We start from the raw sequence: 23,597 nt of genomic DNA, 5'->3' as shown, positions 1-23,597 counted from the left end.
CATAATCGAAGCAGGCGTTGAGGTTGTGAACAGTTGGCGAAAACAGAGCTGGTTCTGCGGGCCCTTGAGCGCGGCGACCTCAGATTTATTCACGACCAGGTGAACAACAGAAGCGTGATGGCTTATTGGTTCGAGGAGCCCTACGAATCCTTCGATGAGCTCGAAGAGCTCTATAGCCGGCATATCCACGACAACGCAGAGCGCCGTTTCGTGGTGGAAACCAGGGAAAAGGAATTGATCGGGCTGGTGGAGCTGATCGAGATCGACTACATCCACCGGCGCGCTGAATTTCAGATCATCATCGCGCCACACCATCAAGGCAAAGGCTTCGCCCGCTTCTGCATCCACAAAGCGCTCGACTACTCCTTCACCATCTTGAATCTGCACAAGATCTACCTATCCGTCGCCGTCGACAATGCCAAGGCCCTGCACCTCTATCAGCAATGCGGCTTTGCGGAAGAGGGCCACCTGGTGGGTGAATTCTTCATCGAAGGCCGCTACCGCGATGTGAAGCGCATGTACATCCTCCAGGAGGATTACCTCGCCAGAGCTCAGTGAGCAACGTCCCGCTTCCTGCGCCTCAGTGATGCTGCGCCTCAGTGGTGGCGGGATCCGCCGCTCACATCCGCTCCAGGGTGGGAATGCCGAGCAGGCCGAGCCCCAGCTTCAAGGTGGCGGTGGTGAGGCGGCAGAGCGCCAGACGCGAACTCCGTGCCGGTTCCTCGGCCTTCAGCACCGGCACCTGGTCGTAGAAGCGGTTGAACATCTGGCTCAGTTCAAACAGGTAACTGCACAGCCGGTTCGGCAGCAGTTCTTCCTCCACTTCGGCAATCACGGCGTCGAACTTGAGCAGCTCCCGCACCAGCGCCCACTCCTGCGGCTCGCTGAAACTGAGCACCTCCGGCAAGCCTGAATCTGCGGCACCGGCGGCCGTATCCGCCCCGGCGCCACCCTTGCGGGCGATGCCGGCGATCCGCACCACCGCATAGAGCAGGTAGGGGGCGGTGTTGCCGCTGAGGGCCAGCATGCGATCGAAGCTGAACTGATAGTTGGTGATCCGGTTGGTGCTGAGGTCGGCGTACTTCACCGCCGCCAGGCCAACCGTGGTGGCCACCTCCGTGATGAAGGTCTCCTCTTCGTGGCGTTCCTCCTCCGCCAGCCGGCGGCGCAGATCGGCCTCGCAGCGCTCCACCGCCTCATCCAGCAGCTCCCGCAGCCGCACCGTGTCGCCGGCGCGGGTCTTCAGCTTCTTGCCGTCCTCCCCCTGCACCAGCCCGAAGGGCACGTGCTCCAGACGCCCGTCCTCGGGAATCCAGCCGGCGCGGCGGGCCACCTGGAACACCCCGGCGAAATGGCTGGCCTGGCCTGCATCGGTCACGTAGATCACCCGCCGCGCGCCATCGCCGGCGGGGGGCGCGGCAAAGCGGTAGCGGATGGCGGCCAGATCGGTGGTGGCGTAGTTGAAGCCGCCGTCGCTTTTGCGCACGATCACCGGCGGGGCCTTGCTGGCGCTGCCGTCCTCCGCTTCCAGGAACACGCACTGGGCGCCGCCATCGCTCACCAGCAGCCCGGCGGCGGCCAGATCCGCCACCACCGCCTCCAGATAGGGGTTGTAGAAAGATTCGCCGCGTTCTTCGAGGCGGATGTCGAGGGCGTCGTAGAGGCGCTGGAATTCCCGGCGCGATTGATCACACAGCAGCTGCCAGGCGCGGCGGCTGATCGGATCGCCGCTCTGCAGCTTCACCACCTCCTCGCGCGAGGTGGTCTGGAAGGCTTCATCGCTGTCGAAGCGGGCCTTGGCCTGGCGGTAGAAGGCCACCAGATCCCCCAGGTCCACCGCGTCGGCGGTGGTGAGCGCCTCGGGCGCCTCCTGCTTGAGATGGGTGATCAGCATGCCGAACTGGGTGCCCCAGTCGCCCACATGGTTGAGCCGCAGCACCGGATGGCCGCGAAACTCCAGCACCCGCGCCAACGCGTCGCCGATGATCGTGGAGCGCAGGTGCCCCACGTGCATCTCCTTGGCGATGTTGGGGCTGGAGAAATCCACCACCACCGGCGCCAGCGCCCCAGGGTCGCTGGCGCTCTGCTCACGCACCGTGGGCACCCCCAGGCGCGCATCCCTCAGCCGCCCAGCCACCTCCGCGGCCAGCCGCTCCGGCCGCAGGGTCAGGTTGATGAAGCCTGGGCCGGCGATCTGCGGTGCCAGGCAGAGCGCATTGAACTCTGGATCGGCGGCCAGCTGCTCCACGATCGCCGTGGCAATGGCCCGCGGCGCCTGGCGGAGCGGCTTGGCGAGGGACAGGGCACCGTTCGCCTGAAAATCACCGAATTCGGGCTTGGTGGCAGGCGCCAGTTGCGGATCCAGCCGCTGCCCGCCCTCTGTCCCGAACGGTTCTGAGGTCTCCTCCCCCATGGCCGCCATGGGGAAGGCCCGCTGCATCGCCGCGCGCAGCTGGCTGTCGAGGGCTTGGGCGAGGCGAAGCATGGGCAGCGGGTACGGAAGCAGGGCACTCCCGGCAGCGGGGAGGCACCCTGATCATCCCCTCTGGAGCGATGGCAACCCGCCGGGCAGGTTCTGGATGAACGCACAACCGGTGGGAACAGCGCTTCAGGGCTGTCCGCGCCATGGGTGGCCCGCCAGGAGCACTGGCTCCCGCTGTCGGCGGGCGGCGCGTGCGGGCGCGTGCGGGCGCGGCCAGGATGGCGCATCTCGCTGGTTGACCAGGCTGGCGAACCACGAGACGACCGCGGCGTTCAACCCGCCTTCAATAGTGCGTTCAAGCCCGCGTTCAGCTTCGCGTTCAACGGCCCGTTCACCGCACCCTCCCACCGCCTCAAGAACCCCATGCAACTTGCCTCCGTGGTGTTCTACGGGCGTTCGGGGGAGCAGGCCCTGGCGATGTTCAACCTCGAGGGAGACCTGGAGCAATGGCGTGACGCCCGCGTGCTCGACTGCCCCGGCGGCCCCGGTTCACTCTCGGCGCGACTGCGCGGCCTGGTGGGGGAGGTGGTGGCGGTGGATCCCCTCTACGCCCTGCCGGAGGAGGAGCTCGAACAGCGAGCCCTGGCCGATCTGGAGCGCACCATGGCAGGCCTGCGCAGCAGTCCCACGCTGCGGCCGGATTTCGATCTGGAGGCCTGCCGCGAGGAACACATTCAGGCGCTGCAGATCTTTCTGGAGGACCGCCGCCGCCATCCGGAGCACTACCGCAACGCTTCCTTGCCGGAGCTGCCCTTCCCGGATCAGAGCTTCGATCTGGTGCTCAGCGGCCATCTGCTCTTCGCCTATGCCCCCCTGCGCGATGGCGGCCTGTCCAGCAGTGACGCCTTCGACCTGGACTGGCACCGCCTGGCCCTGAGCGAGCTGTGCCGGGTCAGCCGCCGGGCGGTGCACCTTTATCCCGCCCACACGATCGAGCGGGTGGCCCGGCGCCATCCCTACGCCACGGCGCTGCTGGCCGAGCTGCCGCCGGGCTGGCGGGGCGCCTTCTGCGCCAGCCGCTACGACCAGGGCCACGACGGCTGCACCGATGCCCTGCAGCTGGAGCGGATCACGGCGGCGACGAGCAGACCGTCAGCGGCGGGCAGCGCTTGAATGGCACGGTGCGGCCCGACCGTTGATGCTGCAACCCTTCCCGCCTCCGCTGGCGCGCACCTTGGTGGGCGGGCTGCGCGATCTGGTCGCCGTGGAGGGCGGCGCCACCAGCGAGCAGGAGCGGCTGCTGCGCAGCCTGGCGCTGCACCTGCTTGGGCTCACCCCAAGCGAACTCACAGCCATCACCCCGCTGCCGCCCCAGGCCCTGGCGGCCCTGCTGCCCGACGACGACAGCCGCCGCCGCTTCCTGCAGCTGGGCTTGATGCTGGAGCTCTGCCGCCATCCCCGCAGCGCCGCCCAGCTGCAGCGGCTGGAGGCCTTCAGCAATGCGTTCGGCATCCACGGCGTGGAGCTGCGCCTCGTGCAGGACCTCTTCCACCGCACCGCTGCAGAAGCCACCGCCAGCTTCGTGCGCTGCTATGCAGTCTTCCTGCCCGAGCTGTCTTCCAGCCACGGCGCCCTGGTGGTGGATCTGAGCAAGAAGCCTGGCGCTGATCAGGGCACCGATCCCGGCAGCGATCCCGGCGACGCCTTCTTCGCCCAGGTGCAGGGGCTGCGCGACTGCCCCCACGGCAGCCTCGGCTGGGCCTTCGTGCAGTTCTACGCGCGCAACGGCCTGCCCCTGCCGGCCCGGAACACCCCGAACCCCGCCTACTACGTGAGCCATGACATGAACCACGTGATCACCGGCTACGAACCGACGGGGCCGGGCGAGATCGCCCTGGGCGCCTTCAAGCTGGCGCTCCGCAACGACGACGCCAACTGGATGGCCTCGCTCGCCAACTTCCTCATCCATGAGGTGGGTCTGTTCGTGCACGGAAACGACAGCCAGTTCGTGCCCTACGGCGGCGATGGCGAGCCCTACAACGGCCTCAACGGCAAACGGGGGGCCCTCGATCTGCCGGGCGCGCCCGAGCTGCTGGCGGAAGCCTGGCGCCGGGGCGCCGCCTGCAGCGGTGATTTCAGCCGGCTCGATCACCTCGCCCTCGCCAGCGAGCCCCTGCTGGAGATCCGCCGCCGCTTCCACGTGCTGCCGCTGGAGCGGCCCATGCTCGAGCAGCCGGAGTTCTGGCCCAGCGACGGTTGAGGGCTCCGCTCAGCCGGTGAGCTCCAGTTCCCGTTCCAGGCCCGCCATCACCACATCGGCGCTGAGCTTGATGCGGTAGCGGCAGGCCTGGGTCTCGCTGCAGTCGAAGGTGCCGTGCTCCCAGTACTTGTTGCTGCCGGCGCCGCCGCCGCAGAGGCCGAAATACGCGCAGTCGGCGCGGCAGCGCTCCACGCCGGCGCGGATCTCGCTGTGCACCTGCTGGAACTTGGCGCTGTGGATCACGGATTCCAGGCTGTCGGTGAGCACGTTGCCGAAGGCGAAATCGCCGTAGGCGGCGGTGGCCACCGACAGCAGCTCGGGGTCGAAGGTGGAGAAGTTGCCGCGCGCATCCACGTTCACGATGGCGAACGGGTGGTTCATGTCGGTGCGGGCCAGGCGCTGATCGCCGCAGGCCAGCCCGGCGATCTCATCGAACTCCCGCAGGCGCAGGGCGCCGGGCTCGGCCCGCAGCCGCTCCCAGAACCGCTCCAGAAACGCCTGGTAGCGGGCCTCCGAGCGGGGGCGGGACAGGGTGGAGGTGAGGTTCTCCCCTTCGGTTTCCTCCATGTTGAAGGCCAGGTTATCGATGCCCTGGCCGTGGAAGAAGTCGAACAGGGTGTCGGCGTGATCAAGGGAGTCGTCGGTGAGCACGGCGATCACCTGAAAGGGGATGCCGCGGCGCTGCAGCCAGCCGATGCCCCGCAGGCTGGCGGCGTGGCTGGGCAGGCCGGTGCGCGTGCGCCGGTGGGCGTCGTGCAGGAAGGCGGGGCCATCGAGGCTCACGCCCACATGGATGTCGTTGCGCTCAAAGCAGTCGCACCAGGCGGCGTCGATCGTCATGGCGTTGGTCTGCAGCGACTGGGCGATCTGCAGCGGCCGCCCCTCCCGGCGCGCCAGCACGGAGCGAATCAGCGCGGTGGCCTCGTCGTAGAAGGCGATCGGCATGGTGAGCGGCTCACCGGCATGCCAGAGCAGGGTGAAGTCGTCGCTGGCATAGGGGCTCTCCAGCACCCGCTCCAGCGTGCGCTCCAGCAGGTCCAGCGGCAGCCGGCTGCGGTCGTCGCGGCTGGGCAGGTAGCAGTAGTCGCAGTCGAGGTTGCAGAACGGGGTGGGCTGCACCACCAGCAGCCGCAGCGGACCGAACGCCGAGGGGGTCAACGGCTCACCAGAAGTTGCGGAAGCCGCCGCCATTGCGGAACCCCCCATTTCCGAAGCCACCGTTGCGCCAGCCACCGCCGCCATTGCGGAAGCCGCCGTTCCAGAAGCCGCCATTGCGGAAGCCACCGTTGTTGAAGCCGCCGTTGCGCCAGCCCACCCGGGGGCCGTTCACGAACACGTAGGCCAACACGTCGTCGGGAATGGCCTGGGCGGTTGCCGGCTCCTGGCCGTCTGCAGAGGGTGGCTGGCCCTCAGCGGGGAACGCCGCCTGCAGCCCCTCGGCTGATCCGGTTTCCCGCTCGCGCACCGCTCCGGCAATACGGCGCAGGCGGGCCTCCACGCTGAGGTTCTCCGGTTCCGGGCCATCACGGCTCGGGGTGGCGGCAGCAGCGGCCGCAAAAGCTTCGGCAGCCGGCACCAACGGCAGGATCGCCAGGAACAACAGGAAGCCGAACAGCCGGGGACGCGGAAGGAAAGCCATCGGAGATGAAACCTGGAGAACGAAGAAGCGGCGGGGAAGCAATGGGCGAGAACGGAGGCAGCTGTGAAAGCAGGCGCAGGTCGGAGGCTGACCTCAGGGAGAGGCCGGGGCGGAGGACGTTGTCGCCGGGCCCTGGGGCCGGATCGCCTCGTAATTGAGCAGCACCGATTCGAAGTAGGTGCGAATGCGCTCGGATGGCACCCCCAGCACCCCCTGGGGCCCCACCCAGCGGTCCACGCTGGCCACCGCGGCGGGATCGCCGTCCACATAGCCCTGGAGCAGCCGGGCGATCGCCAGGTTGGCCAGGTCACGGAAGGCGGAATCGTTTTCGGGGACGATGCAACCCACCGCATAGCGCTCGTAAGGCTGCTCCGGTGTGACCACCAGCCCGGTGGCGCCGAGGCTGTTGGCCTTGCCGCTGAGCAGGTTGGTGTCCCCCATCACGCCATCCAGCTGGCCGGCCTGCAACGCGACCACCGCCTCACCCAGGCCGGCAAAGGGAACGACACGGGCCTGGGGCTGGACGCCCTTCAGCACCGCCTCGCCGAGGGAGCCCGGCACCGCACCGATGCGACGCCCCTGCAGCGAGGCGGGGGAGCCGTCGATCCGGCCTGCCGGGGCCAGCACCCGGATGCCGGAGAGCCCGATCGGCAGGGTGTAATCCACCTGGGCATCACGGGCCCAGGAGAAGGGCACGCCGCAGGCAAGGGCCAGTTCCCCCTTGCTCACCCGGCGCACCAGCTCGGCGGGATCACTCACCGCTTCAAACCGCACCGTGATCGGCCGGCCCAGGGCGGTGCTCAGCTCCGCCTGCACGCGGCGCACCACCTCCACCCCATAGCCGGCGGGCTGGCCCTTGCTGTCGAGAAAACTGAGGGGGGGCAGCAGGGGTTCACTTCCCACCACCAGCTCGCCGCTGGTGTCCACCCGCTGCAGCACCGCCCCGGCCCGGGCGGCCGTGGCCGGCAGCACGCCCGCCAGCAACACCAGGGCCACCGAGGTGAGCCGCAGGCTCGGGCTCGAGAAGCAGCAGAACGGCATGGCTCACGGCAACGAAAACCCGCCATCACTCTGCTGCCCGAGGACTCAAGGCGCCACACGCCCGGAACCAACGCCACAAATCCACAACGGCGAGCCCAGGCGGTGGCTGTGCAGATGACGGCCGCGCGGCGTGTTGGCGGCGCCGCGTGGTGGCCGCGCTCAGCCGCCGCTTGCCAGGTAGCGCATGCTCAGATCCAGCCAGCCGCTGCGGGTGACCGGCGCGCTGGTGGAGATCAGATCGATGCCGGTGTTGGCGTAGGCCCGCAGCTGTTCCGGTTGCACCCCTGAGGCTTCCAGCACCAGCGCCCGCCCCTGCGCCGCCGCCAGAGCCCGCAGCTGTGGCACCAACGCCTGCAGGGCCGGCGGTGCGAATTCATCGAGCAGCACTGCGTCGGCGCCGGCACGCACGGCGGCTTCGGCCTCGGCGGCTGTTTCCGCCTCCACGATCACCTGCGCCGGCCAGGGCGCGGCCGCCCGCACCGCCGCGATCGCCGGACCCACCCCACCACTCCAGGCCAGGTGGTTCTCCTTGAGCATGGCCGCATCGTCGAGGCCGAAGCGGTGGTTCAAGCCACCGCCGCAGCGCACGGCGTACTTCTCCAGCAGCCGCAGGCCGGGCGTGGTCTTGCGGGTGTCGGCCAGGGCCACGCCGCTGCCTGCCAGCTCGGCCACCAGCCGGGCGGTGGCTGTGGCGATGCCGCTCAGACGCATGGCCAGGTTCAAGGCGGTGCGTTCACCCGCCACCAGGGCCGGGGCCGCCCCCTCCAATTCCAGCAACGCTTGACCGGCCCGCACCGGCGTCCCCTCCGCCACCCGATCGCGCACCACCACCCCCGCATCCAGCAGCCGGAACAGGGGCTCCACCAGCACGCCGCCGCAGAACACCCCATCGGCCTTGGCGATCCAGTGGGCCCGGCCCCGGGCGCCGGTCAGGGCCGGCGCGGTGAGGTCGCCGCGGCCGAGATCTTCGGCCAGCCAGCTGCGCAGCTGCTGCTCAAGGGCAGGGCTGAAGGGCAGCAGGGGCGGAGGGATCACCGGGGCAGACAAGCGGCAGGCAGGAGGGAGGCTGGGCTGTTCAGCCCATGCTCGGCGACGGCCATTCCGGCTCCCGACCACGGGGCCGCACGTTGAAGCGCTGGCGCACCTCCTCCAGCGGGTCGGCGAAGTGGTCCCAGGGGTCGATCGCGGCAATCAGATCCACCGACACCTGGGCGCCGTGGGCCATGGCGGCGAACAGGCGCTCCACATCAAGCGCATCACGCTCACCCGGGATGAACGGGGTGGCGCCGATGCCGAGCTCGAATTCCGCCAGCGCGAACATGAGCACATAAAAAGGATCCACCCGCTCAAAACCCGCCTGGAAGCCCAGCACGGCTCCTTCCTCGGCGGCGGTGGTGCCATAGCCGCCCAGCACATGACAGCAGTCGTGGTGCATCACCGGCGGCGGCGGCCCGCCCACCTCGCCGGGAAATCCGAAGTGGTTGCGGTCGATGAAGGCGGCGTAGGCCAGGCCGAAGCTGCCGGCGGGGTAGTGGCGCAGGGCGCGGTAGCGCTCCGCCATGGCGGTGTCCTCCTGCCGCAGCAGCACCCGCGCCACCCCCAGGGCGCCGCGCAGCCCCTCCTGCTCCAGCGTGGCCCGCGCCGCCGACACGATGAAGCCGCGCCGGGCGATGTCGAGGCGCACCATGGCCAGCCGCTGCTCCATCACCTGGCCGAAGGTGCGCACCGGCGCCGGGTCCACCGCCAGGGCCGCCGCCGCCTGCTCCAGCAACTGCTGCTGCGCTGGAGAGGGAGCGCCATCGAGCAGGGCCACCAGGGTCATGCCGCGCAGGATGCGCTCGCGCCACTGGGGATCGGGATTGACGGCCCGCACCCGTTCCGCCAGCTGGTCGGGGCTGATCGGCGGCAACGCCTCCAGGTCGCAGTCGATCTGCAGGAGGTGATCGCGCACACCCCGGATGGCGGCGAGGGCCTTGGCCGTGGGCGCGCCGTTGCAGCGGGCCACCGTGAGCAGGGCCGCCAGGCCGGCGGCGCCGATGGCCTGGCGCTGCTCCAACGGAAGCTGAGCCCTGGGATCGATCACCGCACAGCCGCACGCAGTGGATCCATTGTGCTCAGCCAGGCCTGAGCGGCACGCTTGCAGGAGCCTCATTTGCCGATGCAGAAGCGCGCGAACACCCGATCGAGCACAGCTTCGCTCACCTCCTCGCCGGTGATCTCGCCGAGGCTGCGCACGGCGGCGCGCAGATCGATCGTCCAGAAATCCCACGGCAGCTCGGCCGCGGCAGCCTCCAGGCTGCGGCCGAGGGCAGCGGCGGCGGCGGCGGCCAGCTCGCGCTGACGGGCATTGAGCGCCACCTGCAGGCCCTGCAGTTCGGTGGCCCCACAGCGCTGCAGCAGCGTTTCCACCAGGACGTCGCAGCCCTCGCCGGTGCGGGCGCTGATCGCCACCTCAAGCGGACACCCGGGGCCGGCCGGGGCCGCCGCGCCGGTGGCGCAGCCGGCAGCATCGGCCTTGTTGCCCACCAGCAGCAGCACGGCGGCCTCCGGCACCAGGTCGCGCAGCTCCTGGTCGTCGGCGGTCCAACCGGCGGTGAGATCGAACAGCAGCAGCACCGCATCAGCGGCCGCCAGGGCGGCACGGCTGCGCGCGATGCCGAGCTGTTCCACCGCATCGCTGGTGGGGCGGATGCCGGCGGTGTCGAGCAGGGTGAGCGGCACGCCCGCCAGCACCAGCTCGCTTTCGAGCAGATCGCGGGTGGTGCCGGGGGTGTCGGTCACGATCGCGCGCTCCCTCTGGCTGAGCCGGTTGAGCAGGCTCGACTTGCCCACGTTGGGGCGGCCCACGATCGCCACCCGCAGCCCGTCCCGCAGCAACTCCCCCTGGCGCGCCTCGGCCACCAGGGCCTCGAGCGCCTGGCGCACCGACATAAGCGCCGCCACCACGGCAGTGGCATCGAGCGTCGGCAGGTTTTCCTCGAAATCCACCCGTGCCTCCAGCTCGGCCAGCTGGTCGAGCAGCTGCTCCCGCAGGGCGGTGATGCGGCGCTGCAGCCCGCCATCAAGGCCCGCCATCGCCAGCTGGGCGGCCCGCTGGCTGCGGGCGGCGATCAAATCGCCGATCGCCTCGGCGCGGGTGAGATCAAGGCGGCCGTTCAGAAACGCCCGCTGGCTGAATTCACCGGCGGTGGCGCGGCGGCAGCCGTAGGCCAGCACCAGCGCCAGCACGCGCTGCACGGCGATCAGGCCGCCGTGGCAGTGCAGTTCCACCACGTCTTCGCGGGTGAAGCTGCGGGGGGCCTTCATCAGCAGCAGCAGGGCCTCATCCACCCGTTCGCCGCTGGCCGGGTCCACCACATGGCCGTAAAGCACGCGGTGGCTGCCCCAACCCTGCTCCCCGGGGGCGCGGAACAGGGCGCGGCCGATTGATTCCGCCGCCGGGCCCGACATCCTTACGATCGCCACACTCCCCAGACCCGGTGCCACGGCCGTGGCGATCGCAGCGATGGTGTCGTCCCAATCCAACCGGCCCCGGCGGCGACGGACGCTCCAGTCTCGGTTGCGGCGGACCTTGCGGCACGGCGCCATCCGCCTGCGCCGGCTGCTGCTGTGGCTGTGGCGGCAGGAGGGCTCCCACGGCCAACGGGCCCGGGGTCTCGCCGCCGGTGTGTTCTGTGGCTGCTTCCCGTTCTTCGGGCTGCAGACGCTGCTCGGCATCGGCCTGGCCAGCCTGGTGCGGGGCAACCACCTGCTGGCGGCGGCCGGCACCTGGATCAGCAACCCGTTCACCTATGTGCCGCTCTACTGGTTCAACTACCAGCTGGGCAGCTGGCTGCTGGGACCAGGTCAGGGCTGGCCCAGCGCCCAGACCCTGCAGCAGCAGGGCCTCTGGGAAATGGGCTGGTCGTTCACCAGCCGCATCCTGCTGGGCAGCACGATCAGCGGAGTGGTCTGCGCCCCGGTGCTCGGCAGAGCCTATTGGCAGTGGCTTGAACGGGAGCAGGAACGGCTGCTGGCTTCAGCACGCTGAGGGCTGGACAGAGAGGGCTGCACATTGAGTTCTGATCGCTCAGGGCTGCACACGGAGCCAGCAACCTGACGGCAGCAGCCTGAAGGCAGCAGGCTCAAGGCCGCCTGGCAAAGAAACCGGACAGAGGCTCGGTGCTCACCTCGCCAGGGTGGGTGCGTTCAGCCGCGGCTGAAGCCGGGGCAGAGCATCAGATCGATGTGACCGCCACTGGGCTGGCGCCACTCACGGAATTCGGCGGCCAGCGCCCTGTGCTCCCGGCCCTGACGACCGGCTTCGAGCGCCTGGAGCCGTTGGTGCACGAGGTCAAGGGTGTCGTCGATCAGCTGGGCGGCCTGTTCGGAGGTCATGGCGAGGCATCAAGACAGGAAGCAGTCGCTGAATTCAGACAGAGCCCCGCTGGGGCGGCTGTAGCACCCAACACCCGCCGGCGCTTGAGGTCAGGGTGTGCCAGCAGAGGTCACGCACCCCTCCAGCCACTCCTGGAAGGGCCCCCAGTCGTCCGCCGTGTCGATCGCCTCCCACAGGCGCTCGATTTCAGCCCGCACCGGCGTGACCGGCAGATTCCAGCGCCGCAGGGTGGTGGCGATGCCCGGCTGATGCTCAGGCGGCAGCGCCGACGACCAGCCCCACCAGGCATCGCGCCAGGCGGCCCAGCGATCGGCCGGGGGCGACGCTGCCCCGGGCACGAACGGGGCCAGGGCTTCCGCTTCCGCCGGCAGGCCGCCGCTGGCGATGCGGTCGGCGAGGGCGGCGAAAAAGCTGCCGTAAGCCACCGGCCAGGCGGCCAGCAATTGCAGGGCGAGGGGCACCGGATCGGCCAGGTCGCTGCCACCATCGGCCAGCGCCGCCACGGCGCTGGCCTCGAAACCGAGGCGCCGCATCAGGCAGTGGCGGTAGTGGTGGTCGTAGGTGGGGACGAACCGCTCCAAGCGTGCCTCCAGCTCTGCGCGCGGCATCAGCATCGCCAGGGGCTCCTGCAGCCGCCGCAGGTTCTGATGGCAGACCAGCGGCTGCTGGCCGTAGGCGTAAAGGCCGCTGTGATCGAAATAGGCGGCGGTGAAGCCCGGATCCCAGGTTTCGAGGAAGGCGAAGGGGCCGTAGTCGAAGCTCTCGCCCGTCAGGGACATGTTGTCGGTGTTGAGCACGCCGTGGGTGAAGCCGGCCGCCATCCACTCGGCCGCCAGCCGCGCCACCCGCTCCACCAGCTCCCCGTAGAACGCCAGCAGGGCCGCCAGGGCGCTGCCATCGGCAGCGGGGGGATGGGCGGCGGCGATGTGGGGGTAGTACACAGCCACCACATGGCGCAGCAGCCGTTCGAGCTGTTCGGGCTGGCGCAGGTGCAGCAGCCGCTCGCAGGTGCCGAAGCGCAGGTGGGTGCGGGCCACGCGCACCATCACCGAGCTGCGGGTGGGGGAGGGCTCATCGCCACGCCACAGCCCTTCGCCTGTTTCCACCAGGCTGAGCGTGCGGCTGGTGGTCACACCGAGCCGGTGCAGGGCTTCGGAGGCGATCACCTCGCGCACGCCGCCCTTGAGCGTGAGGCGGCCATCCCCGCCCCGGCTCCAGGGCGTGGTGCCGGACCCCTTGGTGCCGAGGTCCTGCAGGGCACCATGGCGATCGCGCAGCTGGCCGTAGAGAAAGCCCCGCCCATCGCCGAGAAACGGGTTGTAGGTACCGAACTGATAGCCGTGGTAGCGCAGGGCCAGCAGCGGCATGCGCCCTTCGAAGCGCCCATAAGCGGCCTCCAGATCCGCGTCGCTCAGGGCGGCCGGATTCACGCCGAGTTGCTGCAGCAGCGGATCGTTGCGAAAGCGCAGGCGGCTCTGGGGAAAGGCGGCCGCCTCCACCACATCCCAGTAGGCCTCACCCAGCGCCTCGATCGAGGGCTCAAAGGGCAAAGCGAGCAGGGGATTGGGGCTGGCGGCGGACATAGGCAGCAAGCAAAACGGCGCGTGGCGCAAGGGCCGCCGGTGACCCTAGGGAGCAGAACCGGAAGCGGGCTGGCGGTGGATGGCCTGCGGATCTCCAGGAACAGCTGCTGCAGAATCACGCTGCCGGAGAGGGCTTCACCGTGCGTGATGCACCATTCCCTGAGCCGCAGCAGCGGCGATCCCCATGCAGCCTCGCCTAGAAATCCGGCCGATCCGCAGCGAAGAACTGCACCTGATTGCCCACTACATCACGGGGCTGCAAGCCCATCTTGCGCAGCTCGACCCGGAGGAGCGGATCATCTGCCCTGAGGGCTACGGACATGCCTATGCCACCGACCTGCTGCGGCGCGTGACCAATGGCGATGGCCGCATCTTGCTGGCCCTGATCAACGATCAGCCTGCGGGGATTGCAGCGGGGATCGTGAAGGCACCACCGTTCTACGAAGCCATTGGCACGACAGTTCAGCGGGAGGGTGAAATTCTGGAGCTGTTTGTCTCCGAGGATTATCGTGGCCAGGGCGTGGCCACCGAGCTGATGGCGACATTGGAGGACTACTTCCGAGCAAAGGGCTGCGAGGTCGCAGGGATCGCCGTGTTCGCACACAACACCAAAGCCCATCGCCTTTATACAAGCCTGGGCTACGCCGATCGGATGATCTATGGCGTCAAGTCATTGCGTTGAGGTCACCCAGACTCATTGCCTATCCTCATCATCACAAGCCTGGAACGATCGCAAAACAAGAGGATTCATGGCCTTAAACATTCAAGCCAACGCCTAGCATTCTGAACAATGAATCTGCTGAATAGTAAGTGTGCTTAATGGTGAGTGTGCTTAATGGTGAGTGTGCTTAATGGTGAGTCTGCTGGATGCTGAATCTGCTGGATGGGCGCCTGAACAGCGGCGGTCGCCTGGACACAGCGCAGCACACCTGAAACCAACGCCATGGTTTCAGATCTCTGGGTGGCCGTTGTGCCCCTGGTGAGCCTGAGGGCCTTGATCGACCAACACAGCTGATCAGCAAGCCAGGAAGACCAGCCTCCGAGCCATTCCATCAACGACCGCTCCACGCCACAATTCAGCGGAGATCACAGACGCAGTGCCGGCCCATAAACGCATCCACGTCGTTGGTGATCGCCTCCACAGGCAAAAAATGCATAATGGGAATATCTTTGCTAACAAATTCAAGATCGTCCTGTAAGTTGGCAAACCATCTACCAAGGGGCAGAACTCCGTTCCCAAGCCAAGTATTTCTTGCTCTTTCAAAGCCTGGGAATCGATCGCTTCTTCTCCAGCCACCCTGGTCCACCGATTGACATCTCTATCGCCATGACATGGTTTGAACATCTGACGGGCTGCCCAGAAGACTCGGCAACTGCAGTTCGAGAACAGCTCTATGTGGATGGCCCCCGCTTGCACTCGCGCAGCATCGGCCACTCATGGCGATACGGCAAACTTGAAACGCCAACACTTGTGGAGTTGCGCGAGCGCGCTGGAGGTCTTGCAGGCGAGCCCCGAGCCACTTCAGTTCGCGAGGTGATCGCAGATGTGCAACGCCTGCACGTAGACGAAGACAATGCGCATGCCCTCTTTCAGGTGGCCTCACAATTCAACTTGCTGGAGATGGTATCGCCAGAGAAAACCCCTGATTGCGGCGTAGGTATCTATGAATGGGACCCAACCCAAGGGCCAGCCTGCGCCATTGCCGCAGGAGCAGGCACCATCTACCGCAACTACTTTGCAACCGTGAACGGCCGCATTGGCCAAACCGCCGACAACCAGATTGACTGTCTTGCCGGCCTCGGCGCCCTGCTCGGGAACACCAATCAACGCCTATGGCGCATGGTCAACGGCTATGCCCTGCCATCCGCGGCTGGCCTGGAGGAGATCAACGCGAAACTGAAGGCCACCGATGAGCCTGGTCTCGACCAGCTGAGGCAAGCCCTGCAGATCGGCCTGCAGTGGGGCACGCAGGTCACACTGAAAGGCGCATCTCATGTTGTGTCACAGGCCTACTGCTCAGCCTTGCCGGTGGCCTATAGCGGACATGCACAAACGCTCTGGACACCATTCGCCACCCTGGTGCTGGAAGCGGCTTACGAAGCTACGTTCTGCGCAGCAATCCTCAATGCCGAGCGAACGCAGAACAACACCGTGTTTCTCACACTCCTGGGCGGTGGCGCCTTTGGCAACGATCTCGCCTGGATTTTGCAGGCCCTGCGCCGTTGCTTGCATCTCTACAGCAATTGCGGGCTCGATGTGGCGATCGTGAGCTATGGCCGCTCCAAACCCTGCGTGCAACAGCTCGTGGCTGAGTTCACTGCCGGTTGCATCGCAGAGCTCGCATCGGACACTGATGCGCAGCTTGGCAAGCCATGAGAGCCATGAACGCAGCGGTCCCCGTAAGCGGCCGCCAGAACGTCACGAAGGAGCAGCCAAAGCGTTGCGAAGTGGCGGGGCCTCCTGTGGCAGCTCTCCTGGCAGTCAGGCTAATTTGATTGTCTAACCGGCCGGGCCTGATGGGGAGGGATGACATGGACAAGCGCCAACAGGCGATCAAGCTTGCGTACTCAGAAGCGAAACGCGGCGCCTGGGAGCCATTGCTATCGGCGTGGCGGCAAGATCCTCAGCTGGCAAAGCTTTGCAGTCGGTACCGAAAGCCCTCGTCCGGGTGGACATTTCTGCATCAGGCGGCCTACTTTGGCCACGAGGCGGCTTGCCGCGAGTTGATTCGCCTTGGCGCCGCCGCCGCCGCTTTATCGGATGAGCAGCAACGGCCTACAGATGTGGCGGAAGAGCACAATCATTTTCTATTGGCAGCATTTCTAGCGCGAGCATGTGAGTCGGAAGATATTTCTCGGAGATCATTGAGCAATCCAGATTTGCTGCCAAGCAGTAGCCTGTGGAATGAGGCTTTGGAACGTCAAGCATCGGAATTGATGTGCGTGGCTTATGGCGATTACATCGTGAAGATTCCGGCGGGGTCTCGCTACTACGTGGATTCATTTGAGCGCACGCTAGTGGGCTGGCACGGCACGTTTGACCCTCCTTCTGGGATGAGTGGAGAATCGATGGTATGAACAAGAAATGATGCATGCAATGCCATTCGCCAAAGCACTCATTCGGCCTTCCAAATCACACCCACAGACTTCCACCAGACAACATGCCAATGCCACGATCAACTCGGGCCATCAATGCAAGCTCTTACATTTCTGTTCCCAGTGCTCCAAATACTGGGACACCTGTCGAGGCCTAGGGTCAATCGACGCGTAAACGGACACCAGCCTTGGCGAGCCATTGCTTGTCAACAGTTGAAGGATCATTCAAGTTCGGTTCAACGTGAATGGAGCCGACCACATTCCTGCCAGAACCGACAACTCAAGAGCACTCCCATCAACGATCAGTCACATGGGAGCACATCTGCCGGAACGAGGCGAAAGAAGCCGGGAGCAGACATGCCTTCGCCAGTTACCAGCTGCCGATTGCCAATTGCCGATTGCCGATTGCCGATTGCAAACAAGTGGGGTACGCTATCAAGCACAGGAGAATGGGCTTCGCTCCACACATCCGCCTACCGAACCGTCGAAACTTGAGATTGTGCCCGACAGGCTGAAACAACTCCTACGCAAGTTTCCAAAACTTTGGCAGGCGGCACATGCAGTCAATGACGCACGCCTATACGCACAGTCGATGATCAAAGGGTCTTTTTCTCAACACGGAGAAGATCTTTCGATCATGAACTTGCTAATTGCCAAGGGCGCTCGTGGGCCCTATGTAGATATTGGCTGCAATCATCCTTTTAGACTGAGTAATACTTATTTATTGTATTTAAATGGGTGGCGTGGCTTGTGCGTAGACCCCCTCCCGCGCTTTCGAAAACTCTATCAACGCTGGCGCCCTGAAGATCAATTCGAATCAGCGGCGATCAATGACACGCCCGGGGCAGTGACGTTGTACGAGTTCGGCTGGGATGCACTTTCAACTCTCAGCCCGGAAGTCGCAGCAAGCTACATAAAGGAGGGAATTGAGCTGGTAGGAGAAGTGAAAGTTGAAGCCTATCCCCTCAACCTCCTGCTTGAACGCAATAACATCAGTGCTCCCATCTGCCTGCTGTCAATTGACATCGAGGGGCGCGAGCTATCGGCATTGCAATCCATAGATCTCAGCAAGTGGGCGCCACTCTATGTCTGCCTAGAAGTGACAACTGCTGATGGCACCAAAGATATCGGTGCGACTCAATACTTGCTCAACAGGGGCTACACGCAAGCACTCAGCGTAGGCCGCAACATCCTGTTTGAGCGCCAACATTACGGCCGAGCGATGGACTGAACCAGTGCTTCCATAAAGGCCACGACTTCAAGCAAAAGCATTGAAGGCTGAATGTTTCAGCGCGGATGAAGATGTTCTTCAAAACAGCACCAAGAGCCCTTCGCAGCCAGGAAACTCACTGGCAATCTGCAGGCCCTTGCGACGCGTAAAACTTCATGGCTTCCTCTTGAATTGGCGCCACTTTCGACATCGGCTCCAGATCTCAGAATCGACGAATAAATAGATAACTGAATGACTGAATCACTGAATCGCTGAATGGCTGAATGGCTGAATGGCTGAATGATTCCAACCATCAAGCTGTCAGCGGCGCCTCAATACAGAAGTGGCATCATTCACCCTTTGCTGCCACCATCTATCCAATGATTTTGATGCGTGCAAATCGCCTTGAAGTCCATTGGAATTCCATTCGCAATGCGGCGAGCAACCTCGGGATGGGGGGCTTCCTGTTGCAGCAGCAACTGCCCTGCTCAGCCCTGCCCTGTTCAGCCGTTGCCGGTGCGGCAGAGATCGAGCACATCCGCCATTGAGCGGATCTGATCCATGGTGGTGCCCATCTGGGCGGCGCTCACGAATTCCACCTTGAGATCGATCGTGGCCGGCTTGCCCGCCGTGGTGCGCACCCGCGCATCGCTCACATTGATGCGGTGATCGGCCAGGCGGGTGAGGATGTCCTTCAGCACCCCGACCCGATCGAGCACCTCAATGCGCAGGCGCACCGGGTAGCGGCGCTGCTGGGCTTCGCCAATCGGGTTCCAGCGCACGGGCAGGCGCCGTTCCACCGGCACCTGGGCCACATTGCCGCAATCCTGACGGTGGATGGTGATGCCGTGGTTTCCCAGCGCCACCGCGCCCACGATCGGCTCACCGGGCAGGGGCCCGCAGCAGCCACCAAGCCGGTATTCCAGCCCCTCCACCCCCAGGATCGGGCTGCCCGATGCGGGTGTTACCACCGGTGCCTCCACCCGGGCGGCCACGACGGCGGCGGCCACCTGCTCATTGGTGAGCGCCGGTGCCGCCGCTTCGGTGGCGAGGCGAATCTCCTCGCGCAGGCGGTTCACCACCTGGTGGAGGGTGACGCCGCCGAAGCCGAGCGACGCCAGCAGGTCTTCGGTGCCCACCAGGTTGCAGCGGCGGGCCACCTTGGCCATCGCCTCGCCGCTCAGCAATGCATCGAAGCCATCACGGCCCAGCTCCCGCTCCAGCAGATCGCGACCGCGCAGGATGTTTTCATCGCGGTGGCTGCGCTTATACCACTGCCGGATGCGATTGCGCGCCGTGGGGGTGGCCACGAAATTGAGCCAGTCGAGGCTCGGGTGCGCAGACTTCGCCGTGATGATCTGCACGAAGTCGCCATTCTTTAGCTGGGAGGCGAGGGGGCAGAGGCGGTCGTTGATGCGCACGCCCTGGCAGTGATTGCCCACTTCCGAGTGAATGCGGAAGGCGAAATCCACCGCTGTGGCTCCTTTGCGAAGCCCCACCACATCCCCATGCGGCGTGAACACGAACACCTCCTCATCGAAGAGGTCTTCCTTGATCGAGGCGAGGTAATCGCTGCTGTCGTCACCACCGCCATCCTGCTGCCAGTCAACGAGCTGCCGCAGCCAGTTGAAGCGTTCGGTGGTGCCGCCATCGGCAGGTGAGCCGCCCTCCTTGTATTTCCAATGGGCGGCGATGCCGTATTCCGCCACCTGGTGCATCTCGGACGTGCGGATCTGCACTTCGATCGGGCGGTGCCGGCCGATCACCGCCGTGTGCAACGACTGATAACCATTGGGCTTGGGCAGGCCGATGTAGTCCTTGAAGCGGCCGGGAATCGGGCGGAAGGTGTCGTGCACCACCGCCAGGGCGCGGTAACAACTCTCCAGATTCGGCGTGAGGATGCGCAGCGCCGCCACATCGAAGATCTCGTGGAAGGCCTTCTGCTGGAGCTCCATCTTGCTCCAGATGCCATAAAGATGTTTCGGCCGGCCACTCACTTCGCAATTGGTGAGCCCCACCGCCGCCAGCCGTTTGCGTAGCAGCGCCACGGTCACCGCCAGGCGGTCTTCGCGGTCGCTGCGCTTGCTGGCCACCTGCTCCTTGATCTCCCGGTAGGCGGCAGGTTCAAGGATCTTGAAGGCGAGATCTTCCAGTTCCCACTTGAACCGCCCGATGCCAAGGCGATTGGCAAGCGGTGCATAGATCTCGCGGGTTTCCCGGGCGATGCGTTGTTGCTTCTCGGGCCGGAGGGCGCCGATCGTGCGCATGTTGTGCAACCGGTCGGCCAGCTTCACCAACACCACCCGGATGTCGCTGGCCATCGCCAGAAACATGCGGCGCAGGTTTTCCGCCTGGGCTTCGGTGCGGTCGGTGAAATGAATGCCGCCCAGCTTGGTGACCCCTTCCACCAGCGCCCGCACCTCAGCGCCGAACTGGGCTTCGAGTTCCTCGGGGCTCACCTCCGTGTCCTCCACCACGTCGTGCAGGAAGCCGGCGGCGATCACGCCGGCGCCGGCGCCGATGTCGCGCAGCAGATCAGCCACCGCGATCGGATGAATGATGTAGGGCTCGCCGGTGGCCCGCACCTGGCCGTCGTGCAGCTGAAAGGAGAAATCGAAGGCGTTGGCGAGCAGCGTTTCGCCTTCGCTGGGGGGCGCAGCGGCACCGGGCTGGTCGTCGCTGGCCCGCACCCGCTCCAGGCAGATCCGCAACCAATCGGGCAAGGCAACGCCGTAGGCCTCGGGGTCGCGCAGGCGGCGCTGGCGGCCAGCGGCAGCGGGGCATGCAGCATCTGCGGCAGCGGCCTGTTTCGAATGACCCGGAACAGCGGGGAGCCCTAAGGCCTCGATCGGGGCGATTCGGGTTCCTGCCGCCGCTTCGAGCATCTACAGGTTTCCGCTGACGCTCAGCGTAGGCAGGCGCTGCGCGGAATGAGCAGAACGGGCGCGGATCCCCCATGCTGGGCCCGCTGCCCGGTCACGATCCGCTCACACCATGGCCAGCTCCCCGTCCAGCGCTGCGGTGCTCCAGATCCATCAGCTGACGGTGCGCTACCCCGGCGCCCCGGATGGTGCTGCCACCCTCGATGGCCTGGATCTGCGCCTCGATCCGGGGGACCGGCTGGCACTTGTAGGGCCCTCAGGATGCGGCAAGAGCACGGTGGCCCGCGCCGTGGTGCAGTTGCTGCCGCCAGGAAGCCAATGCAGCGGCGAACTGCTGCTCTGCGGCCAGGACCCCCGCCGTCTGCGCCGCGCCGCCCTGCAGCGCCTGCGAGGCGAAGCGGTGGGCCTGGTGTTCCAGGACCCGATGACCCGGCTCAACCCGTTGCTGCGCATCGGCGATCACCTCGGCGACACGCTCACCGCCCACCGGCCGCTCTGGTCCCGCAGCCGGGTGCGGCGCCGGGCGGAGGAGCTGCTGGAACGGGTGGGCATCAGCCCGGAGCGCTACGGCAGCTATCCCCATGAATTCAGCGGCGGCATGCGCCAGCGCCTGGCGATCGCCCTGGCGATGGCCCTGGAGCCGGCGCTGGTGATCGCCGATGAACCCACCACCAGCCTGGATGTGGCGGTGGCGGGCCAGGTGATGGCCGAACTCACCGGCCTCTGCCGCGAAAGCGGCAGCGCCCTGCTGCTGATCAGCCACGACCTGGCGATGGCCGGGCGCTGGTGCGACCGGATCGCCGTGCTCGACGCCGGGCGGCTGGTGGAGGAGGCCCCCGCCCATGCCCTGCTCACCCGGCCGCAGGCCCCCCTCACCCAGAGGCTGGTGGCGGCGGCGCGGCGCCGCGAAGGCGGCCTCACGCCCCCACCGGCCAGCGGGCCACCCCTGCTGGCGGTGGAGGAGCTGCGCTCCTGGCACCTGCTGCCCTCGCTCCCTTTCCGGCCGCGCTGGCTGAAGGCGGTGGATGGGGTGAGCCTGGAGCTGCGCGAAGGCGAAACGGTGGGGGTGGTTGGGGCCTCGGGCTGCGGCAAGAGCACCTTCTGCCGTGCCTTGATGGGGCTCGCGCCCGTGCGCGGCGGAGCGGTGCGACTGCAGGGCCGCGACCTGCTGCGGTTGCGGGGGCCGGAGCTGCGCCGCCAGCGGCGCCGCCTGCAGATGGTGTTTCAGGACCCGCTGGCCTGCCTCAACCCGGTGATGAGGGTAGGCGCGGCGGTGGCCGACCCGCTGCGCATCCATGGCCTGGCCAGCCGGCTGGAGGCGCGCGCCCGCGCCCGCGCAGGCCTGGAGGCGGTGGGGCTGAGTCCGGCTGAAGCCTTCGAAAACCGGCTGCCGCGGCAGCTCTCCGGCGGCCAGCAGCAGCGGGTGGCGATCGCCCGGGCCCTGGTGCTGGAGCCGAGCGTGCTGCTCTGCGACGAAAGCGTGAGCATGCTCGATGCGGAGGTGCAGGCCGAGGTGCTCGCCCTGCTGCGCGCCCTGCAGGTGCGCCTGGGGCTGGGGCTGATCTTCATCACCCACGACCTGGCCCTGGCCGGTGGCTTCTGCCAGCGGGTGATCGTGCTCGACGGCGGCCGGATCGTGGAGGAAGGTCCGGGCGATCAGCTGCTGGCGGCGCCCCAGGCCGCGATCACACGCCAGCTGGTGGCGGCCAGCCCGCGCCTTCCCGCCCTGACCTGACATGCCGCTGACCGCCCCGGAACGCCGCCAGGCCCTCAGGCGCCTGCTGCGCCTGCTGCTGCTGGTGAACGCCATCGGCATCGGCGTGGCGGTGGCGATCCGGCTGTACAGCGGCGAAACGCAGCTGCTCAACAGCCTGCGGCTGCAGCTGGCCGCCGTGCTGCCCCGCTGGATCGTGCTGCCGCTGATGGGCGGCCTGGGCGGCGCCGTGGCCGGTGGCCTGATCAGCAGCTTCGAGCCCGAGGCGAAGGGATCGGGAATCGTGCAGGTGATGCTCTGGCTGGAGGGGGTGCCGATCCCGATGACCTGGCGGCTGGCGATCGTCAAGCTGCTGGCCAGCGGCATCGCCATCGGCAGCGGCCTGCCGGTGGGGCCGGAGGGGCCCTCGATCCAGATCGGCGCCGTGGTGGGCCGCGCCAGCGCCGATGGCCTGCAGGCGCCGCCACGGGAACGCAGGCTGGCCGTGGCGATCGGCAGTGGTGCTGGCCTCGCGGCGATCTTTCACGCGCCGCTCGGCGGCCTGGCCTACACGCTCGAGGAGATGTTCAAAGGCAGCACGGTGCGCAGCAATGCCGTCGTGGCCTTCGCCACGTTCGCCACGATCACCTGGAGCCGGCTGCTCGACGGCCATGAAGGCGGGCCGCTGTGGCTGCGGCAGCTGCTGCCGGTGATCGAAGACCCCTCGGGCCTCACCGACTTCCGCCTGCTGGACATCCCCCTGCTGATGCTGCTGGGGGCGATCGCCGGCGCCCTGGCCATGCTCTACCAGCGGGGCATCGTGCGCCTGCGTCGGGGCTTCTTTCGGCTGCATCTGTCGCTGTGGCAGCAGCTGGGCCTGGTGGGCCTGGTGATCGGCCTGGCCTCCTCGCTGCTGAATCCCGGCTTCGACAATCCCGATCGGCTCGGCTTCAGCGCCCTGCTCGGGCTCAGCACCCCGCTGAATGCCCTGGTGGCGTTGGTGGTGCAGGCCGCCGGCACCGCCCTGGCCGTGGCGGCTGACGCCCCCGGGGGCTTCCTGGCGCCGGCGCTGGTGGTGGGGGCGTCGCTGGGCACCTTGGTGCAGCAGGTGTGCCTGGCGCTGTTTCACTACGCCCCGCCCACGCTGCTGTTCGCCGGCGGCGGCGCTTTCCTGGGGGCCCTCACCCGCACGCCGCTCACGGCGATCCTGCTCACCTTCGAGCTCAGCAAGGACTACGCCCTGCTGCTGCCGATCGGCTTCGCCGTGAGCACGGCGATCGCCGTGGCCGATCTGTTCGAGCGCGACACGATCTACGACCTGATGCGCGACGAATCGCTGCGGGAGCGTCGGCGCAGGGAGGCCGCAGACGCGTGAGCGACTGGCAACGCGCGC

Annotated in this window: 21 protein-coding genes; 11 read left to right on the top strand and 10 right to left on the bottom strand. The window is 66.9% G+C overall.

From position 1 onward, the window contains the following. Window positions 1–33 precede the first annotated feature (33 nt). Window positions 34–558 (top strand): spermidine N1-acetyltransferase, encoded by a 525-nt coding sequence (gene speG, locus KBY97_RS06435; protein ID WP_255145869.1) that lies wholly within the window; start codon window positions 34–36, stop codon window positions 556–558. A gap of 61 nt (window positions 559–619) precedes the next feature. Here the strand turns inward: speG and argS are convergent, their stop codons facing one another. Next, the gene (gene argS, locus KBY97_RS06430; RefSeq protein WP_255145868.1) at window positions 620–2,485 is read right to left on the bottom strand and encodes an arginine--tRNA ligase; all 1,866 of its coding nucleotides are present in this window, start codon (window positions 2,483–2,485) and stop codon (window positions 620–622) included. A gap of 360 nt (window positions 2,486–2,845) precedes the next feature. Between argS and KBY97_RS06425 the strand changes: the two genes are divergently transcribed. Then, entirely contained in the window at window positions 2,846–3,595 is a 750-nt protein-coding gene (locus tag KBY97_RS06425) for a class I SAM-dependent methyltransferase (RefSeq protein WP_255145867.1), read from the top strand. A gap of 25 nt (window positions 3,596–3,620) precedes the next feature. After that, window positions 3,621–4,682, top strand: a complete 1,062-nt coding sequence (locus KBY97_RS06420) for a hypothetical protein (protein WP_255145866.1) — start codon at window positions 3,621–3,623, stop codon at window positions 4,680–4,682. A 9-nt stretch (window positions 4,683–4,691) separates the two neighbouring features. On the opposite strand, the gene grrM is transcribed toward KBY97_RS06420, so the two are convergent. The 6 genes from grrM to mnmE all read right to left on the bottom strand — a co-directional run bounded on the left by grrM (window position 4,692) and on the right by mnmE (window position 10,887). Further along, a complete protein-coding gene (gene grrM / locus KBY97_RS06415; protein ID WP_255145865.1) occupies window positions 4,692–5,840 on the bottom strand; it encodes a cyclophane-forming radical SAM/SPASM peptide maturase GrrM/OscB in 1,149 nt (382 codons plus the stop codon). 4 nt (window positions 5,841–5,844) lie between these two features. Further along, complete coding sequence (gene grrA, locus KBY97_RS06410) at window positions 5,845–6,321, bottom strand: GrrA/OscA1 family cyclophane-containing rSAM-modified RiPP (RefSeq protein WP_255145864.1); 477 nt, start codon at window positions 6,319–6,321, stop codon at window positions 5,845–5,847. Window positions 6,322–6,414: 93 nt separating this feature from the next. Continuing rightward, window positions 6,415–7,362 (bottom strand): extracellular substrate binding-like orphan protein GrrP, encoded by a 948-nt coding sequence (gene grrP / locus KBY97_RS06405; RefSeq protein WP_255145863.1) that lies wholly within the window; start codon window positions 7,360–7,362, stop codon window positions 6,415–6,417. 159 nt (window positions 7,363–7,521) lie between these two features. Further along, the gene (gene nadC, locus KBY97_RS06400; protein ID WP_255145862.1) at window positions 7,522–8,397 is read right to left on the bottom strand and encodes a carboxylating nicotinate-nucleotide diphosphorylase; all 876 of its coding nucleotides are present in this window, start codon (window positions 8,395–8,397) and stop codon (window positions 7,522–7,524) included. A 40-nt stretch (window positions 8,398–8,437) separates the two neighbouring features. After that, window positions 8,438–9,445, bottom strand: coding sequence for a TerB family tellurite resistance protein (locus KBY97_RS06395; RefSeq protein ID WP_255145861.1), 1,008 nt, complete (start codon window positions 9,443–9,445; stop codon window positions 8,438–8,440). A gap of 65 nt (window positions 9,446–9,510) precedes the next feature. After that, the gene (gene mnmE, locus KBY97_RS06390; protein WP_255145860.1) at window positions 9,511–10,887 is read right to left on the bottom strand and encodes a tRNA uridine-5-carboxymethylaminomethyl(34) synthesis GTPase MnmE; all 1,377 of its coding nucleotides are present in this window, start codon (window positions 10,885–10,887) and stop codon (window positions 9,511–9,513) included. Window positions 10,888–10,921: 34 nt separating this feature from the next. Here mnmE and KBY97_RS06385 point away from each other — a divergent pair, with 34 nt between their 5' ends. Further along, window positions 10,922–11,392 carry a DUF2062 domain-containing protein gene (locus KBY97_RS06385; protein ID WP_255145859.1) on the top strand — a complete coding sequence of 157 codons (471 nt, stop codon included), beginning with the start codon at window positions 10,922–10,924 and terminating at the stop codon, window positions 11,390–11,392. Window positions 11,393–11,550: 158 nt separating this feature from the next. Here the strand turns inward: KBY97_RS06385 and KBY97_RS06380 are convergent, their stop codons facing one another. Further along, the gene (locus KBY97_RS06380) at window positions 11,551–11,739 is read right to left on the bottom strand and encodes a hypothetical protein (RefSeq protein WP_255145858.1); all 189 of its coding nucleotides are present in this window, start codon (window positions 11,737–11,739) and stop codon (window positions 11,551–11,553) included. Window positions 11,740–11,829: 90 nt separating this feature from the next. Beyond that, window positions 11,830–13,323: a YdiU family protein gene (locus tag KBY97_RS06375; protein ID WP_255145857.1), complete on the bottom strand. Its 1,494-nt coding sequence runs from the start codon at window positions 13,321–13,323 to the stop codon at window positions 11,830–11,832. 184 nt (window positions 13,324–13,507) lie between these two features. Between KBY97_RS06375 and KBY97_RS06370 the strand changes: the two genes are divergently transcribed. The 5 genes from KBY97_RS06370 to KBY97_RS06350 all read left to right on the top strand — a co-directional run bounded on the left by KBY97_RS06370 (window position 13,508) and on the right by KBY97_RS06350 (window position 18,177). Next, complete coding sequence (locus KBY97_RS06370) at window positions 13,508–14,005, top strand: GNAT family N-acetyltransferase (RefSeq protein ID WP_255145856.1); 498 nt, start codon at window positions 13,508–13,510, stop codon at window positions 14,003–14,005. A gap of 570 nt (window positions 14,006–14,575) precedes the next feature. Continuing rightward, the gene (locus KBY97_RS06365; RefSeq protein ID WP_255145855.1) at window positions 14,576–15,700 is read left to right on the top strand and encodes a hypothetical protein; all 1,125 of its coding nucleotides are present in this window, start codon (window positions 14,576–14,578) and stop codon (window positions 15,698–15,700) included. Between the two features lie 155 nt (window positions 15,701–15,855). After that, the gene (locus KBY97_RS06360; protein WP_255145854.1) at window positions 15,856–16,401 is read left to right on the top strand and encodes a hypothetical protein; all 546 of its coding nucleotides are present in this window, start codon (window positions 15,856–15,858) and stop codon (window positions 16,399–16,401) included. Between the two features lie 328 nt (window positions 16,402–16,729). Then, window positions 16,730–17,650: an FkbM family methyltransferase gene (locus KBY97_RS06355; protein ID WP_255145853.1), complete on the top strand. Its 921-nt coding sequence runs from the start codon at window positions 16,730–16,732 to the stop codon at window positions 17,648–17,650. Window positions 17,651–17,913: 263 nt separating this feature from the next. Next, on the top strand, window positions 17,914–18,177 hold the full coding sequence (locus KBY97_RS06350) for a hypothetical protein (RefSeq protein WP_255145852.1): 264 nt from the start codon (window positions 17,914–17,916) through the stop codon (window positions 18,175–18,177). Here KBY97_RS06350 and KBY97_RS06345 read toward each other — a convergent pair. Further along, entirely contained in the window at window positions 18,133–20,514 is a 2,382-nt protein-coding gene (locus KBY97_RS06345) for a bifunctional (p)ppGpp synthetase/guanosine-3',5'-bis(diphosphate) 3'-pyrophosphohydrolase (RefSeq protein WP_255145851.1), read from the bottom strand. The two genes, KBY97_RS06350 and KBY97_RS06345, sit on opposite strands and share 45 nt — an antisense overlap. Window positions 20,515–20,623: 109 nt before the next feature. Between KBY97_RS06345 and KBY97_RS06340 the strand changes: the two genes are divergently transcribed. Both KBY97_RS06340 and KBY97_RS06335 read left to right on the top strand, forming a co-directional pair. Continuing rightward, window positions 20,624–22,246: an ABC transporter ATP-binding protein gene (locus KBY97_RS06340; protein ID WP_255145850.1), complete on the top strand. Its 1,623-nt coding sequence runs from the start codon at window positions 20,624–20,626 to the stop codon at window positions 22,244–22,246. A gap of 1 nt (window position 22,247) precedes the next feature. Continuing rightward, window positions 22,248–23,579, top strand: coding sequence for a ClC family H(+)/Cl(-) exchange transporter (locus KBY97_RS06335; protein ID WP_255145849.1), 1,332 nt, complete (start codon window positions 22,248–22,250; stop codon window positions 23,577–23,579). Window positions 23,580–23,597 lie beyond the last annotated feature (18 nt).

The organism is Synechococcus sp. ATX 2A4 (assembly GCF_024346375.1).
In the GTDB taxonomy this organism is placed as follows: domain Bacteria; phylum Cyanobacteriota; class Cyanobacteriia; order PCC-6307; family Cyanobiaceae; genus MW101C3.
The sequence above is the reverse complement of the archived record's forward strand: the minus strand, read 5'-3'. Positions and strand labels throughout refer to the sequence as shown.